The sequence below is a fragment of the Pseudomonas sp. IzPS59 genome (assembly GCF_014863505.1).
GTDB classification, from domain to species: Bacteria; Pseudomonadota; Gammaproteobacteria; order Pseudomonadales; family Pseudomonadaceae; genus Aquipseudomonas; species Aquipseudomonas kribbensis.
This window is the reverse complement of sequence record NZ_CP062251.1, coordinates 2234977-2250812: the sequence shown is the minus strand read 5'-3', so window position 1 is coordinate 2250812 and position 15836 is coordinate 2234977. Positions and strand designations below refer to the sequence as shown.

Annotated in this window: 16 protein-coding genes and 1 tRNA gene; 5 read left to right on the top strand and 12 right to left on the bottom strand. The window is 56.4% G+C overall.

What is annotated here, in order from left to right:
• Nucleotides 1–63: 63 nt before the first annotated feature.
• Nucleotides 64–786: a pirin family protein gene (locus IF189_RS10165; RefSeq protein WP_134826152.1), complete on the top strand. Its 723-nt coding sequence runs from the start codon at nt 64–66 to the stop codon at nt 784–786.
• A 53-nt stretch (nt 787–839) separates the two neighbouring features.
• Here IF189_RS10165 and IF189_RS10160 read toward each other — a convergent pair whose 3' ends face one another.
• Nucleotides 840–1667, bottom strand: coding sequence for a hypothetical protein (locus IF189_RS10160; protein ID WP_192553209.1), 828 nt, complete (start codon nt 1665–1667; stop codon nt 840–842).
• Between the two features lie 174 nt (nt 1668–1841).
• A complete protein-coding gene (locus tag IF189_RS10155) occupies nt 1842–2717 on the bottom strand; it encodes a LysR family transcriptional regulator (protein ID WP_192553208.1) in 876 nt (291 codons plus the stop codon).
• Nucleotides 2718–2851: 134 nt separating this feature from the next.
• On the opposite strand from IF189_RS10155, the gene IF189_RS10150 reads away from it, so the two are divergent.
• The 3 genes from IF189_RS10150 (at nt 2852) to IF189_RS10140 (ending at nt 5470) form a co-directional block, all read left to right on the top strand.
• A complete protein-coding gene (locus IF189_RS10150; RefSeq protein ID WP_192553207.1) occupies nt 2852–3850 on the top strand; it encodes an NAD(P)H-quinone oxidoreductase in 999 nt (332 codons plus the stop codon).
• A 112-nt stretch (nt 3851–3962) separates the two neighbouring features.
• The gene (locus IF189_RS10145; RefSeq protein WP_192553206.1) at nt 3963–4907 is read left to right on the top strand and encodes an alpha/beta hydrolase; all 945 of its coding nucleotides are present in this window, start codon (nt 3963–3965) and stop codon (nt 4905–4907) included.
• Between the two features lie 149 nt (nt 4908–5056).
• Nucleotides 5057–5470 (top strand): VOC family protein, encoded by a 414-nt coding sequence (locus IF189_RS10140; RefSeq protein ID WP_134826147.1) that lies wholly within the window; start codon nt 5057–5059, stop codon nt 5468–5470.
• Nucleotides 5471–5526: 56 nt separating this feature from the next.
• On the opposite strand, the gene IF189_RS10135 is transcribed toward IF189_RS10140, so the two are convergent.
• Entirely contained in the window at nt 5527–5856 is a 330-nt protein-coding gene (locus IF189_RS10135) for a hypothetical protein (protein WP_134826146.1), read from the bottom strand.
• 409 nt (nt 5857–6265) lie between these two features.
• Here IF189_RS10135 and IF189_RS10130 point away from each other — a divergent pair, with 409 nt between their 5' ends.
• Entirely contained in the window at nt 6266–7702 is a 1437-nt protein-coding gene (locus tag IF189_RS10130) for a hypothetical protein (RefSeq protein ID WP_134826145.1), read from the top strand.
• Nucleotides 7703–8115: 413 nt separating this feature from the next.
• On the opposite strand, the gene IF189_RS10125 is transcribed toward IF189_RS10130, so the two are convergent.
• The 9 genes from IF189_RS10125 to thrS all read right to left on the bottom strand — a co-directional run bounded on the left by IF189_RS10125 (nt 8116) and on the right by thrS (nt 15571).
• Nucleotides 8116–8192 (bottom strand) — tRNA-Pro (locus IF189_RS10125).
• An 89-nt stretch (nt 8193–8281) separates the two neighbouring features.
• Entirely contained in the window at nt 8282–8638 is a 357-nt protein-coding gene (locus IF189_RS10120; protein WP_003179985.1) for a MerR family transcriptional regulator, read from the bottom strand.
• Nucleotides 8619–8921 carry an integration host factor subunit alpha gene (ihfA, locus tag IF189_RS10115; protein ID WP_002553164.1) on the bottom strand — a complete coding sequence of 101 codons (303 nt, stop codon included), beginning with the start codon at nt 8919–8921 and terminating at the stop codon, nt 8619–8621. Before ihfA ends, IF189_RS10120 begins: the two co-directional genes overlap by 20 nt.
• A 3-nt stretch (nt 8922–8924) precedes the next feature.
• Nucleotides 8925–11303, bottom strand: a complete 2379-nt coding sequence (pheT, locus tag IF189_RS10110; protein WP_192553205.1) for a phenylalanine--tRNA ligase subunit beta — start codon at nt 11301–11303, stop codon at nt 8925–8927.
• Nucleotides 11304–11329: 26 nt separating this feature from the next.
• Nucleotides 11330–12346: a phenylalanine--tRNA ligase subunit alpha gene (pheS, locus tag IF189_RS10105; RefSeq protein ID WP_085712031.1), complete on the bottom strand. Its 1017-nt coding sequence runs from the start codon at nt 12344–12346 to the stop codon at nt 11330–11332.
• Nucleotides 12347–12455: 109 nt separating this feature from the next.
• A complete protein-coding gene (rplT, locus tag IF189_RS10100) occupies nt 12456–12812 on the bottom strand; it encodes a 50S ribosomal protein L20 (RefSeq protein WP_007913489.1) in 357 nt (118 codons plus the stop codon).
• A 30-nt stretch (nt 12813–12842) separates the two neighbouring features.
• Complete coding sequence (gene rpmI, locus IF189_RS10095) at nt 12843–13037, bottom strand: 50S ribosomal protein L35 (protein ID WP_002553160.1); 195 nt, start codon at nt 13035–13037, stop codon at nt 12843–12845.
• Nucleotides 13038–13097: 60 nt separating this feature from the next.
• Nucleotides 13098–13649, bottom strand: a complete 552-nt coding sequence (infC, locus tag IF189_RS10090) for a translation initiation factor IF-3 (RefSeq protein WP_170929631.1) — start codon at nt 13647–13649, stop codon at nt 13098–13100.
• On the bottom strand, nt 13649–15571 hold the full coding sequence (gene thrS / locus IF189_RS10085; protein ID WP_085689202.1) for a threonine--tRNA ligase: 1923 nt from the start codon (nt 15569–15571) through the stop codon (nt 13649–13651). Before thrS ends, infC begins: the two co-directional genes overlap by 1 nt.
• Nucleotides 15572–15836 lie beyond the last annotated feature (265 nt).

Here is a 15836-nt window from a genome sequence, read left to right as displayed (position 1 = left end):
TCAGAGTAACCAGTAACCTTCTCCTCACTAGGACGAATCAACGTCCTGAAAGGAGATTTCATCATGCTGACCCTTCGCAAAGCTTCCGACCGTGGTCTGGCCAATCATGGCTGGTTGAAGTCGTTCCACACCTTTTCTTTCGCCAGTTATCGCGACCCGCGCGAGCAGGGTTTCTCCGACCTGCTGGTGATCAATGATGACCGCGTCGCCGCCGGCAAAGGCTTCGGCCAGCACCCGCACCGCGACATGGAGATTTTCTCCTATGTGCTCGAAGGTGCGCTGGAACACAAGGACACCCTCGGTACCGGTTCGGTCATCCGCCCTGGAGACGTGCAACTGATGAGCGCCGGCAGTGGCGTGGCCCACAGCGAGTTCAACCATTCGGCGACCAAGCCTGTGCACTTCCTGCAGATCTGGATCGTGCCGGACGTGAGCGGCGCAAAACCGCGTTATCAACAAGAGCACTTCAGCGAACAGAAAAAACGCGGTCGCCTGCAATTGATCATCTCGCCCGAAGGCAGCCACGGCTCGCTCAAAGTTCGCCAGAATGCACGGGTGTATGCCGGGCTGTTCGATGGCCAGGAAAGCGCCACACTCGAGCTGCCTGCAAACCGCTATGCCTATGTGCACGTTGCTCGCGGCAGTGTTGAACTGAACGGTGTGCAGTTGAAGGAAGGTGACGGTGTCCGGGTTCGCGAAGAACAGGCGCTGACCCTGAGCAATGGCCAGGATGCCGAAGTACTGGTGTTTGATCTGCGGCCACAGGAGTTGCCGGAAATGCCATGAAGCATTCTGGTTTTCATCGAGCACAAAAAACGGCCTTCGTTGAAGGCCGTTTTTCATTCTGCGGATAAGGTTGTCGAAACCGCCGGTACGGGATTTCCAGCCTCCTTCACTGACTGGACCATTGCCAGGGTGGTCTGCATCGTCACAAGCACATTTGACTGATTCGCGTAGTAGGAGCCTACAAGAATGGCAACCATCCCCAGAAAATGAACGGTAGTCGCCGCCCAGTAGTTCGCCTTGATTGTCGAGACCATTCTCATTGACTCGTCCAATCGCTCCATAGCCCGATCCGAGCGAGCCGCCATGGACGCATAACGTGCATCACGCTCAAGGTGAGCCTTTTCCTGCTCCAGACGGAGTTTCTCCTGTGACTTCTCGCGTTCCTGCCAGGCCTTTCTGGATTCTTCTTCCCTTTCCAGTCGAGCTTTTTCCCTCTCCTGCCGAATCTCCTCCAGATGCCGCTCCCTGGCCAGACGCACTTCTTCCTGAGCCTTGTCTCGCTTCAGCCAATCGTCTTGCCGAACCTTCTCTTCCTTCAGCCAATCGGCTTGCCGAGCCTTCTCTTCCTTCAGCCAATCGGCTTGCCGAGCCTTCTCGTCCTTCCGCCAATCCTCTTGCCGAGCCTTTTCTCGCTCCAGCCGCACATTTTCCTGGATGCACTCCTGCTCCAGTCGTGCCCTGTCTCGCTCGGCCTGCTCGATGAGAAACCCATCGATTTTCGCGGACATCGATTCGATCCGTGCATCGATTCTGGTCTCGATGATCTCGACTCTGGCGCTGAATTCGTCTCGCGTTATGTAGTTCATAGATTCCGCACTGTCCGTTTGCCCGACCATGCCACCTGTTTGAAATTGGCTGAATTCCCTTGCAATCAACTCCACACCTCTGACGTTTATCAATACTTCCCTGATTGATGACCTTGGAGCGCTTTGCCTGCTCGCTCAAGGTTTGAGAAACGATAGAACTCGGGCAAAAAACTGACAAGACAGCGGATTCTGGCGCGGATGTAGGCAATGTCGCCGGGTTACGTAGCCGTCCTACACGGTCTGAATGAGCTATTCATTTTCCAGCGCAAACGCCTCGACAATCTGCTCGATCACCGCCCTCACCCGCGCCGTATGGCGAAAATCCGCATGGGTCACCAGCCACACCTCATAGGGAAGCAGTCGCGTACGCCCCGGCCAGAGCCTGACCAGGCCATCGCGTTCTCCCATGTATATCGGAATTTCTCCTACACCGAGACCGGCCGCAATCGAGCGTCGTATCAACAGGCTGGAATTCAGGCTTGCGACGATACGCCCGCAATTCACCGGCTCGCCTGCCAGGGTGATCTCCTTGTTGCCTTGCAGGTACGGTTGGTAGACCACCAGATCGTGGCCCTCGAACGCGGTGCCTGGCGTTGGCACGCCATGGACATCCACATAGCCCCGGGATGCGAACAACCCCACAGGCCAGCGTGCCAGGCGTCGGGCGATCAGGTCAGGGTTTTCCGGTCGGGCGTTGCGTACGGCAATGTCAGCCTCGCGCTTGGCCAGGTTGAGCATCTGCGTGGAGGCGTCCAGTTGCACACGCACGTCAGGGTGTTGCCCATGCAAGCGCGCGATGGCCGGGATCAGGAAGTCGATGGCCAGCGAATCGGTGGTGCTGACCCTCACGTTTCCGGTCAGGCGATCATCCAGGCCCTGGATCTGCCGCTCCAGCTCCAGCGCCGAATGCTCCATATTCTCGACTGCCTTGAGGGCGGCTTCGCCCATTGCAGTCAGTGCATACCCCTCGGAAGTCCGCAGGAACAACGTGGCATTCAGCGACTTTTCCAGTGCCGCAATACGCCGCCCGACCGTGGCCTGGTCTACCCTCAATACTCGCGCAGCACCGCGTAATGTCGACTCGCGGCAGACCGCCAGAAACACCCGTGCATCATCCCAGTTCATGCTGTCCTCTCACGATGCAAAATCGCATCACCAGCAAGCAAAATCGCTGCATTTATGCAGCCACGATAGCCGATATGCTGGACGTCATGAACCTTTCACGGGGCCAAACGCCCCAAAGCACGACAGGAACCGACATGACCTTGCCCACCGAAATGACCCGAATCGAAATAACCGAACCTGGTGCTCCCGACGTTCTGCAACCTCGGCGCGTGCCGCTGCCGGTCGTCGCGCAGGGCGAGCTGCTGATCCGCGTGCACGCTGCCGGCATCAATCGGCCGGACGCCTTGCAACGCGCGGGCAAGTATCCGATGAGACCCGGCATGAACCCGATCCCCGGTCTGGAGGTGGCTGGAGAAGTCGTGGCGCTGGGTGCGGGTGTCAGCACTTTTGCCATAGGCGACAGGGTTTGCGCGCTGACCAATGGTGGTGGTTATGCCGAATACTGCACCGTTCCGGCGGGCCAGACTCTGCCGATCCCGGATGGAATGGATTGGGTCAAGGCCGCGGCGATCCCCGAAACCTTTTTCACGGTATGGGCAAACCTGTTCGGTCTCGGTGGTGCCAGCCGTGGCCAGCGTGTGTTGATTCACGGTGGCACCAGTGGCATCGGCACCACCGCACTGATGCTGTGCCGCGAGTTCGGCATCGAAGCCTTCGCCACCGCCGGCAGCGCCGACAAATGTGAGGCTATCCGTGCTTTGGGCGGTGAGCCGATCAACTATCGGGAGCAGGATTTCGCTGCCGTGATCGCCGAGAAAACCAACGGCCAGGGCGTCAATGTAATCCTCGACATCATGGGCGGCTCGTATCTGAACGCCAACCTCGGCGCCCTGGCAATGGATGGCCGTGTGGTGATGTTGGGTTTCCTTGGCGGTGCCCGTGCCAACGATGTCGACCTGCTGACCATTCTCGGCAAACGGGCCGTGGTCACCGGTTCCTTGTTGCGCGCTCGCACTTCCGCGGAAAAAGCGGCCATCGCCGATCAATTACGCGAGCATGTCTGGCCGGTATTGGCCGCCGGGCGTTGCCTGCCGATCATCGACAAGATTTACCCGCTCACCGACGCGGCCCGGGCCCACGCGCACATGGAGGCAGGCGATCACATCGGCAAGATTGTGCTCAACGTGGCATGAGTCACAGCATCGTTTTGTAAAGATTGCTGGTGGGCGACGGTCGAAATTGTCACGCGGGAATCAAGGCATCTGGTAAAAAGCCTTCTTTGTCCGTGCTGTGGTGAAACCGTCCATGTTCCTTGCCTTCATGACCCGACTCCGACGCCGTCGACTGGCGTTCGCTTGCATGGCCGCCCTGATCATCGGCCTGCCGACGAGTTGCGCCGTACTGGAGCACACCGAACGCAAGCTGCTGTTTCGCATCGAACCGGGCACCGCAGGTTGGTATCACGGCTTGCCCGGCAGTGTTCAGGAACTTGATCTGCAACCGAAGCGTTTCAAGGCCGGGCAGAATATTCACGCCTGGTGGTGGCCGGCGGAGCGGGCCAATGCTCCGGCCATTCTCTATCTGCATGGCGTGCGCTGGAACCTGACCGGGCAGCTGTTTCGCATCGAGCAGCTACGCGCGGCGGGCTATTCGGTTCTGGCCATCGACTATCGTGGTTTTGGCCAGAGTCATGGCGATCTGCCGTCGGAAAGCACGGTCTATGAGGACGCTCGGGTAGCATGGGGACGTTTCCAGCAGTTGCAGCCCGACCCGAACAAACGCCTTATTTACGGACACTCCCTGGGCGGGGCAGTTGCCATTGACCTGGCCGCTGAACTGGGCCGGGACGCCAACCGAAACCACACGCCACTGCCGGTTCGTGGCCTGGTCATCGAATCGACCTTTACATCATTGGCGGATGTGGCTGCTGCCGTGGCCAATACTTCCCTCCCCGTTCGCTGGCTGCTGTCGCAGAAATTCGACTCCATAGACAAGATTGCCGACATCCATATGCCGTTGCTGGTAGTGCACGGTCTGGCGGATACATTTGTGCCGTCGCGATTCAGCGAGCAGCTGTTCGCAGCCGCCAGCCAACCGAAACGTCTGTTGCTGATTCCCGGCGCAACCCACAACAACAGCATGGCACTGGGTGGGCAGAATTATCGCAAGGCCATAGACGCCTTGATGCAGACACGACCTGCCGCACGCGTGGCGGGCGCGACGCTCAATCACGGTCCAGGCGATTCCTGAGAACGGAGGCCGTCGGTCATTTCGAGGAAAATAATTGCAGTAATCGCTGGCAATTCCTTGATCTGACGCTTTGCTGGATGGGGTCAAACCCTCGTGGCCACGACACACCCGGTCGCGCCACGCTTCACTGCCTGTTCGGGAGCACTTTCATGAAAATCAATCCGTACCTTATTTTCAACGGCGATTGTCGCGCGGCCTTCACGTTCTACGAGCAAGCCTTGCAAGGCAAGCTCGAAGCGATGATGACCTTTGGCGAAACACCGGCCGCAGAACATGTACCGAAAGAGCATCACAACCTGATCATCCATACCTGCCTGAAAGTCGGCGACCAGATGTTGATGGCCTCGGACACCACACCTGACCGTCCGACCCAGGGCATGAGCGGTTGCTCAATCTCCTTGAATGTCGACAACATCGCCGAAGCTGAAAGAGTGTTCAACGCTCTGGCCAGAGACGGGCGCGTCGATATGCCGCTGGAAGCCACATTCTGGGCCGCTCGCTTTGGCATGCTGGTGGATCGGTTCGGAGTGTCATGGATGGTCAACTGCGAAAGCGACAAGTAATGCGTGGAATGTCCAGTACATGAAAAAGCCCGACCTCTTGAGGTCGGGCTTTTTGTTTATCGCTGAGCCAGTTCATGCCTCACGCACTGCTCGTAATAGGTTTGCTTGACGGCTGCGGGCTTGAGCCTTGAGGTGCTGTTGTAGGTTTGTTCGGTGATGCCCATCGCAGTCATGCGCATCCACGGTTGTTGAAACCTGCGTACCTGCAGGCGCTTGCGGGCGCCATACAGGGAAATCCCCGACAGCTTCGATTGCTGCGCACCGGCCGCGATGTCCGATCCCCAGGTACAAGCAAAACGATGACTCTTGCTTAACTCCCTCGCTTCGGCTCCGAAGGTGAACAGAGCCAGGGAAAGCGTCGCAACGGTGATGACAGTCGTCCGCATATAGCCAGCCTAACCTTTTGAAAAAAAGCGAGTTTGCCGTCACTGAAAACATTAGGGGGCCAGCAATTTGCCGCCTGATGGTTCATTTCGAGCCCATCGCCGGCCTCTCTGTCGTCGAGCTCAGTCCGTCAGATCGATGGCGGGCAATCATTCAATGCAGCCGAAACAACCAAAACGAATGGTGTAGAATCATTTCGGAAAATAAATGAGAGGGCTGTGAAACTCATGGAGAGGACTGAACTGCTCAGCGCAGGGCATTTGATTGGCGTGATTACTCTCTTTATCCGCATATTGGAAACCAGTTGAAAACGGCAAAAACTTCCATTAACACCGTATAAAAATACTTACAAACAGTAACCCAAACAGCCCACCATCAAATCTTACAAGCACACGGTATTATATGACCCAAATGGAATACAGCCTGGCCACAAAGGAAAGCAGTATCGCCAACCTGCTCCATCGGCATCAAAAACTGGCAGCTTTCATTGTAACTACACTGTTCTTCATAGCCTTGCACAAGGTAAAGGGTGTTTCAGTATTTCCTTGGGACGCGGGCACCTATTGGAAGCTTAGTGCCGCTGACTTTCTTTTCGACTTCCCAAAGGATATAAGAGGTTATTTTTACCCTGCCCTATTGACGCCAGCAAGATTTCTCTCCGACACATTCAACGTCTTGGGCTATTTCCCCTATAGAATTATGTCTTCGGTGATATACGCCTATTTTTTCACCGTATTGCTTCCGGAATTCTATTTGCATCTATTCGGGGGGAAGGCTACCTTCCAGCGCCGTCTGATTACACCGATTCTGGTGTCACTATTGTTCCCCGGGATCATCATTTACACACTGAGCGACCTGCCGGCCTTGGCCTTGATGGTTAGCGCGTCGGTTTGCGTTATTTCATCCGCCAACAAGGCGACGGGTTTTAAACAGTGCGCATTACTTGCATTCGCCGGCCTGATGGCTTACGGCGCCTATAACACCAGAACCATTTATCTTTTTCCGGCGATCCTGCTAACGCTCGCCATATCGCTGGTTGTTTATAACAAACACTCGAAGCGTATCAGACTACTCGCAACCGTTATCTTTCTCTGCGGAGCCTCCATCGCAAGCATACCGCAAGTGATTGCCAATCATAAAAACCATGATTCATTTTCTCCGCTAGTCATCACCACATCCCCCTACAACCGATCGTTATTCGCCAGTCAGCTCCTCTGGGGAATAACAATGCAGCGCTATGAAACGTCCATCGACGAAACATCACCCGGACCTGCTGTGTTTTACATGGACAAAGCCGGAGAGCAGCTTTTCATCGATAACAAAATCGGTTCCGGACCTTTTGAAGTCAGTACATACTTCACGTTGCTTTTGCAAAACCCAGTGGATTTTGCAGGGATTTATGGCAGGCATATCGTAAGCGGTCTGGATCTGCGTGATGGCGAAGTTTATACCGTAGGGCATCCGGGAAAACGAACATCGCTGGCACTGTTCAACTATTTGGTTCTGTTCTCAGGCTTACTCGTAATGACACTGGCCATTGCCACTCAGCGGGTAAAAGCCGAGCAGAAATTCAAGAGCGCTTTTTGGGCCTTACTAATTTTGCTGCCGGTCCTTGCCATTATTCCTGGTGCTATCGAAACTCGCTTCTTCCTTGCTCTGCATCTTGCAATCTATTGCTGCCTGGCCTTTACCACCGAACCTGAATCAATAAAAGCCCTGCTCCGCCGGCACTGGCTGTTGATTATTATGGCGCTGGTAGTGTCTGCAACTCTGTTCTTTTCCATATCGACGACCACGATGGCAAGCCCGCAATACACCTACTCCAGCCTCTACCTGGGGCAGTGGTAGTCATCAACCAGGATAAAGAACAATGCGTGAAAACTACCTCCCTGAGGAGGTAGTTCCACCAGCAAGCGGGAGCTTTTTAGGGCTATCACTGTAGGCATGGCAAATGCCCTTGGTGAACACTGACGGGAAAAGGAACACGAGTCACCCGTCCATTCCAGGGTTCAGCCCTTAAGAGTTCACCCTCTCAAGCCCCTATGGCAGTAGGCATCGTGCAGCGAACCAGGCACTACCTGGCGGCATACGAGCCACTGTACTCTCTAGAAACGTTGTTTAAGGCGGCAAACAACATGTCGGCAATTGAGGAGAGGGTCTGCTCTGACCATCGTGAGGAGAACACAGGGGTGTCCCTCCGCAAAAATCACACGCATGAAAAAGCCCAACTCGCTAAAGTTGGGCTAAGTCATTGAAAAATATGGTCGGGACGGAGTGATTCGAACACTCGACCCCTAGCACCCCATGCTAGTGCGCTACCGGACTGCGCTACGCCCCGACTAGGCGTGAAATTCGCTCCTCATCTCGAGGAGCGCTCAAGAATATATCGCAAGCTTTTGAAAACTGGAAGTATTTAAAAGCAGGAAATTATTTCTTGAGGACCACCAGAACGTCTTCGAGCTCGGCGATCATCTGGCGGATCATTTGCTTGTATTGGGTTGTATCGTCTTTGGCTTCATCACCGGACAGGCGCAGACGCGCGCCACCGATAGTGAAACCCTGATCGTAGAGGAGCGCGCGGATCTGCCGGATCATCAGCACGTCCTGGCGCTGATAATACCGGCGGTTTCCGCGGCGTTTGACGGGGTTGAGCTGAGGAAACTCCTGCTCCCAGTAGCGCAGCACGTGCGGTTTTACCGCACACAGCTCGCTGACTTCACCAATGGTGAAGTAGCGTTTGCCCGGGATGACGGGTAGTTCGTCGTTATGACTTGGTTCCAGCATAAGCCTCAACTCGGGCCTTCAACTTCTGCCCTGGACGAAAGGTGACCACACGGCGAGCCGTGATCGGGATTTCTTCCCCCGTTTTCGGGTTGCGGCCAGGCCGCTGGCGTTTGTCCCGAAGGTCGAAATTGCCGAAACCCGACAATTTGACCTGCTCGTTGTCTTCAAGAGCGTGCCTGATTTCCTCGAAAAACAGTTCGACCAATTCCTTGGCTTCCCGCTTGTTCAGGCCCAGCTCTTCATACAGACGTTCCGCCATCTCAGCTTTCGTCAAAGCCCCCATACGTCACTTCCTTAACGTGGCGTTCAACCTTTGTTCGAGCGAGGTGAGGATATTTTGCGTCGTCGAATTCACCTCATCGTCATTAAGAGTGCGCGATGGATGCTGCCAGGTCAAGCCGACTGCAAGGCTTTTTCTATCAGGATCAATACCTTTACCCTGATACACGTCAAATAGCCTGAGGTCTGTCAGCCATTCGCCTGCATTTTCACGGATTACGTCCAGTACAGCCGAGGCTGCAACGTCTTTGTGCGCAATCAGTGCAAGGTCACGACGCACTTCAGGAAAGCGCGACAACTCGTGGAATTTCGGCATTTTACCCAGCGCGACTTCAGCCAGAACCAGCTCGAAGACGAAGACCGGACGGTCGAGCCCCAAGGATTTCGACAGTTCAGGGTGAATCGCACCGATAAAGCCGACTTCACGCCCTTCACGCTCGATGCGCGCGGTTTGACCCGGGTGCAGCGCCGGGTGCTTGCCCGGAGTGAAAGCGAACGAATCCAGCGCACCGGCAAAACCCAGCACCGCTTCCACGTCAGCCTTGACGTCGAAGAAGTCGACGGTATCGCGACCTTGCGCCCAGCCTTCCGGCAGGCGGCTGCCGCAAACCACACCAGCGATCATTGGCTCTTGCTTCAGACCTTCCAGTTGGCCGACGAAACGCAGACCACTCTCGAACAGACGAACGCGATCCTGCTGACGATTCAGGTTGTGCTGCAGCGCCTTGACCAGACCCGGCCACAGCGACGAACGCATGGCCGCCATGTCATTGGAGATCGGGTTCGCCAGCAGCAGTGGCTCGACACCTGGATTGAACAGCTCAAATTGCTTTGGATCGATGAAGCTATAGGTGATCGCTTCCTGATAACCACGAGCGACCAGCAGACGACGCAGTTCCGGCAGATCGCTGCGCGCTTCAGCCTTGGCTTGCGGCGCCAGACGAGCTTGCGGGTAACGAACCGGCAGGCGGTTGTAACCGTACAGACGTGCCAGCTCTTCGATCAGATCGACTTCCAGGCTGATATCGAAGCGATGGCTCGGCACTTCTACGCGCCATTGCCCTGCCCCGTCGGCGGAAACCTTCAGACCCAAAGCGTTGAGCAGACGCTCGACTTCGGCCGAATCCATTTCCATGCCCAGCATCTGGGTGATGCGCTGAGCACGCAGAGTGATCGGCGCGATCGACGGCAGGTGCTGCTCGCTGACGGTTTCGATGATCGGACCGGCTTCGCCACCGGTGATTTCCAGCAGCAGGCCAGTGGCGCGCTCCATGGCTTCACGGGCCAGTTGCCAGTCCACGCCACGCTCGTAGCGGTGCGAAGCATCAGTGTGCAGACCGTAGGAGCGAGCCTTGCCCGCCACAGCGATCTGGTCGAAGAACGCACTCTCCAGGAACACGTCGCGAGTGGTCGCGGAAACACCGCTGTGCTCGTCACCCATCACGCCGGCAATGGCCAGAGCGCGAGTGTGGTCGGCAATCACCAGCGTATCGCTACGCAGGCTGACTTCCTGACCGTCGAGCAGAACGAGCTTCTCGCCCTCTTCCGCCATGCGCACACGGATGCCACCGTTGATCTCGGCAAGATCGAAAGCGTGCAGCGGCTGACCCAGTTCAAGCATCACGTAGTTGGTGATGTCGACGGCGGCGTCGATGCTGCGGACTTCGGCGCGACGCAGGCGCTCAACCATCCACAGCGGCGTAGGCTTGGACAGGTCAACGTTGCGGACGACACGACCCAGGTAACGCGGGCACGCAGCAGGCGCCAGCACTTCAACCGAGCGCACTTCGTCGTGTACAGCCGGAACAGTCATCACCACCGGACGAGTGACTGGAGCGTCGTACAACGCGCCCACTTCACGTGCCAGACCCGCCAGGGATAGGCAGTCGCCGCGGTTCGGGGTCAGGTCGACCTCGATGCTGGCGTCTTCCAGATCCAGATAAACGCGGAAATCTTCGCCCACCGGCGCATCGGCCGGCAGCTCCATCAGACCGTCATTGCCTTCACCGACCTGCAGCTCGGTTTGCGAGCACAGCATGCCGTTGGACTCGACACCACGCAGCTTGGCTTTCTTGATCTTGAAGTCGCCCGGCAGCTCGGCACCGATCATGGCGAACGGAATCTTCAGGCCCGGACGCACATTTGGCGCACCGCACACGACCTGGAAGGTTTCCGCACCATTGCTCACCTGGCACACACGCAACTTGTCGGCGTCGGGGTGTTGCTCGGTACTCAGAACCTCGCCCACCACTACACCACTGAATGCACCGGCGGCCGGCGTAACGCTATCGACCTCAAGACCGGCCATCGACAGACGGGCAACCAGCTCGTCGCGATTTACCTGCGGGCTAACCCAGCCACGCAGCCATTGTTCACTGAATTTCATCCTGCTCTCCTAAGAATTCGTTACGACTAGCGAAATTGCGCGAGGAACCGCAAGTCGTTGTCGAAGAACAGACGCAAGTCGTTCACGCCGTAACGCAGCATGGCCAGACGCTCGACGCCCATGCCGAAGGCGAAGCCCGAGAACTCTTCCGGGTCGATCCCGGACATGCGCAGCACATTCGGGTGAACCATGCCGCAGCCCATGACTTCCAGCCAGCCGGTCTGCTTGCAGACGCGGCAGCCTTTACCGCTGCACATCACGCATTCCATGTCGACTTCAGCGGATGGCTCGGTGAACGGGAAGTAGGAAGGACGGAAACGCACCGCCAGTTCTTTTTCGAAGAACACCCGCAGGAACTCTTCGATAGTCCCTTTCAGGTCGGCGAAATTGATGTCGCGATCAACCAGCAGGCCTTCTACCTGGTGGAACATCGGCGAGTGGGTGATATCGGAGTCGCTGCGATACACACGGCCTGGGCAGACGATGCGGATCGGCGGCTGCTGCGATTCCATGGTGCGGACCTGTACCGGCGAGGTATGGGTGCGCAACAGCATGTTCGCATTGAAATAGAAGGTGTCGTGCATCGACCGGGCCGGGTGATGGCCTGGGATGTTGAGCGCCTCGAAGTTGTGATAATCGTCTTCGACCTCAGGGCCTTCGGCAATGCCGTAGCCGATGCGGGTGAAGAACTGCTCGATACGTTCCAGAGTCCGGGTTACCGGATGCAGACCACCGGAGGTCTGGCCACGGCCCGGCAGGGTTACGTCAATGGATTCGGCGGACAGTTTGGCAGCCAGTTCGGCCTCTTCAAACAGCGCCATGCGCGCATTGAGAACGCCTGTGACACGTTCCTTGGCAACGTTGATCAGGGCGCCGACCTGCGGACGCTCCTCTGCCGGCAAATTCCCCAGGGTCTTCATCACCTGAGTCAATTCACCCTTTTTGCCAAGGTATTGAACCCGGATTTGCTCCAGGGCATTGATATCTTCAGCGCTTTGCACAGCCTCTAGTGCTTGAGAGACCAGCGCATCCAGGTTTTCCATGTACAGACTCCAGATACAAAATAGGGGAAGAGCTTGAAGGCTCTTCCCCTATTTATGACGTTTACCACCTGACCCCACAGAGGTGAGGCCGGGTGACTGTCGGGGGTACTTAAGCCAAGGTGGCTTTAGCTTTCTCGACAATCGCGGCAAACACCGCTTTTTCGTTCACTGCCAGATCAGCCAGAACCTTACGGTCGATCTCGATGGACGCTTTTTTCAGGCCAGCGATGAAACGGCTGTAGGACAGACCGTTAACACGAGCACCAGCGTTGATACGAGCGATCCACAGAGCGCGGAACTGACGCTTTTTCTGACGACGGTCACGGTAGGCGTATTGGCCTGCCTTGATTACCGCTTGCTTGGCAACACGGAATACGCGCGAGCGAGCGCCGTAGTAGCCTTTAGCAAGTTTCAGAATTTTTTTGTGACGTTTACGGGCAATGACGCCACGCTTTACACGAGCCATGAGTTACTTCCTCTATTCTTGATCCAAAAATTAACGAAGGCGCAGCATGCGCTCGACTTTTGCCACGTCAGACGGATGCAGCAAGCTGCTACCGCGCAGTTGACGCTTACGCTTGGTCGACATTTTGGTCAGGATGTGGCTCTTGAAAGCGTGCTTGTGCTTGATACCGTTAGCAGTTTTCAGAAACCGCTTAGCAGCACCACTTTTGGTTTTCATCTTTGGCATGTTCGGATACTCCGCATTCAGTTGATAAACATAATCAGAAGGCCTGCCGTGCCCTGTTGATTACTTCTTCTTTTTCGGGGCGATGACCATGATCAGCTGGCGTCCTTCCATCTTAGGATGCTGTTCGACCGAACCGTACTCGAGCAGGTCTTGTTCAACCCGCTTGAGGAGTTCCATCCCCAGCTCCTGGTGGGCCATCTCACGGCCGCGGAATCGCAAGGATACCTTGGCCCTGTCCCCGTCACTCAGGAAACGTACCAGGTTGCGCAGTTTTACCTGGTAATCCCCTTCCTCCGTCCCTGGACGAAACTTGATTTCTTTTACCTGAATCTGCTTCTGGTTCTTCTTCGCCGCAGCAATCTGCTTCTTCTTTTCGAAGATCGACTTGCCGTAGTCCATCACACGGCAAACCGGTGGGACTGCGTCTGCAGAGATTTCTACCAGATCAAGCTTTGCTTCTTCAGCGATACGAAGCGCTTCATCAATCGAGACGATGCCAATCTGCTCGCCGTCAGCGCCAATTAACCGAACCTCGCGTGCCGAGATATTCTCGTTGATCGGGGCTTTCGGTGCAGTTCGTTTATCTTGTCTCATTTCACGCTTAATAATAATTACTCCGAATCTGGGCGACCACGCCGGGAAACCGCTTGCGCGAGAAACTCAGCGAACTGGGCGACGGGCATCGAGCCCAGGTCAGCACCTTCACGAGTACGCACAGCGACAGTCTGCATCTCGACTTCCTTATCCCCAATAACCAAGAGATATGGAACCTTGAGCAAAGTATGCTCGCGGATTTTAAAGCCGATCTTTTCATTTCTCAAGTCAGACTTGGCACGAAACCCGCTTTCGTTGAGAGTTTTTTCGACCTGAGCAACAAAATCTGCCTGTTTATCAGTGATATTCATGATCACTGCCTGGGTTGGCGCCAGCCACGCAGGGAATGCACCTTCATAATGCTCGATCAGAATCCCGACGAAACGCTCGAACGAACCGAGGATCGCACGGTGCAACATGACCGGATGCTTGCGACTGTTGTCTTCGGAGACGTATTCGGCACCGAGACGCACTGGCAGGTTGAAATCGAGCTGCAAAGTACCACATTGCCACACGCGACCGAGGCAATCTTTCAGCGAGAATTCAATCTTCGGACCATAGAAAGCGCCCTCACCCGGCTGCAGATCGTACGGAAGACCCGCGCTATCAAGGGCCGCGGCCAAGGCCGCTTCGGCGCGATCCCACAGCTCGTCGGAACCAACGCGTTTTTCCGGACGAGTGGACAGTTTCATTTCGACGTCGGTGAAGCCGAAATCGCGGTAAACATCCATGGTCAGCTTGATGAACGCGGCGGATTCGGCCTGCATCTGCTCTTCGGTGCAGAAAATGTGGGCGTCGTCCTGAGTGAATGCACGCACGCGCATGATGCCGTGCAACGCACCCGACGGCTCGTTACGGTGGCAGGCACCGAACTCGGCCAGACGCATCGGCAGCTCGCGATAGCTCTTCAGACCCTGGTTGAACACTTGCACGTGGCAAGGGCAGTTCATCGGCTTGATCGCGTAGTCGCGGCTTTCCGACTCGGTGGTGAACATGTTGTCGGCGTAGTTGGCCCAGTGCCCGGACTTTTCCCACAGGCTACGGTCAACGACTTGCGGCGTCTTGATCTCGAGATAGCCGTTGTCACGCTGCACCTTGCGCATGTACTGCTCGAGTACCTGGTACAGAGTCCAGCCATTGGGGTGCCAGAACACCATGCCCGGCGCTTCTTCCTGGGTGTGGAACAGGCCCAGGCGCTTGCCGATCTTGCGGTGGTCGCGCTTTTCAGCTTCTTCGATTCGCTGGATGTACGCTGCCAGCTGCTTCTTGTCAGCCCATGCGGTGCCATAAACGCGCTGCAATTGCTCGTTCTTGGCATCACCGCGCCAGTAGGCGCCGGACAGCTTGGTCAACTTGAAGGATTTCAGGAAGCGAGTGTTCGGCACGTGCGGACCGCGACACATGTCGACGTATTCTTCGTGATAGTACAGGCCCATGGCCTGCTCGTTCGGCATGTCCTCGACCAGGCGCAGCTTGTAATCTTCGCCACGGGCCTTGAACACTTCGATCACTTCGGCGCGCGGAGTGACTTTCTTGATGACGTCGTATTCGGTATCGATCAGCTGTTGCATGCGCTGCTCGATGGCAGTCATGTCGTCCGGAGTGAAAGGACGCTCGAAGGCGATGTCGTAATAGAAGCCTTCGTCAATGACCGGACCGATGACCATTTTGGCCGTCGGGTACAACTGCTTGACCGCGTGGCCAACCAGGTGGGCGCAAGAGTGGCGAATGATCTCCAGCCCCTCTTCATCCTTTGGCGTAATGATTTGCAGCGTTGCGTCGCTGTCGATGATGTCGCTGGCGTCGACCAGCTTGCCGTTCACCTTGCCGGCCAGGGTGGCCTTGGCCAGGCCTGCACCGATGGATGCGGCGACCTCGGCTACGGAAACCGGGTGATCGAATGAACGTTGACTGCCGTCGGGAAGAGTAATAGTTGGCATGGCGCCTCCTCTCCTAGTGGTGACCCCTACCAAAGGTCACGTGGGTTGGGATGAGCCAGTACAAGATCCGATCCAGGCCATTCAATGACGAACGCCTGCCTTACAGCGGCAGGAGCCTTGCGGCCAACCGGAAAACCGAACCAGAGTGACTGGGATTCAAATCAGAGTATTCGCACGTCGCCGCTGCCGGGACTGAAGGTCATCCGGAGCCTGCGAACGCCCGAGTCGGCCATGCTAGCACAGATGAACGGTCACACACGCACTC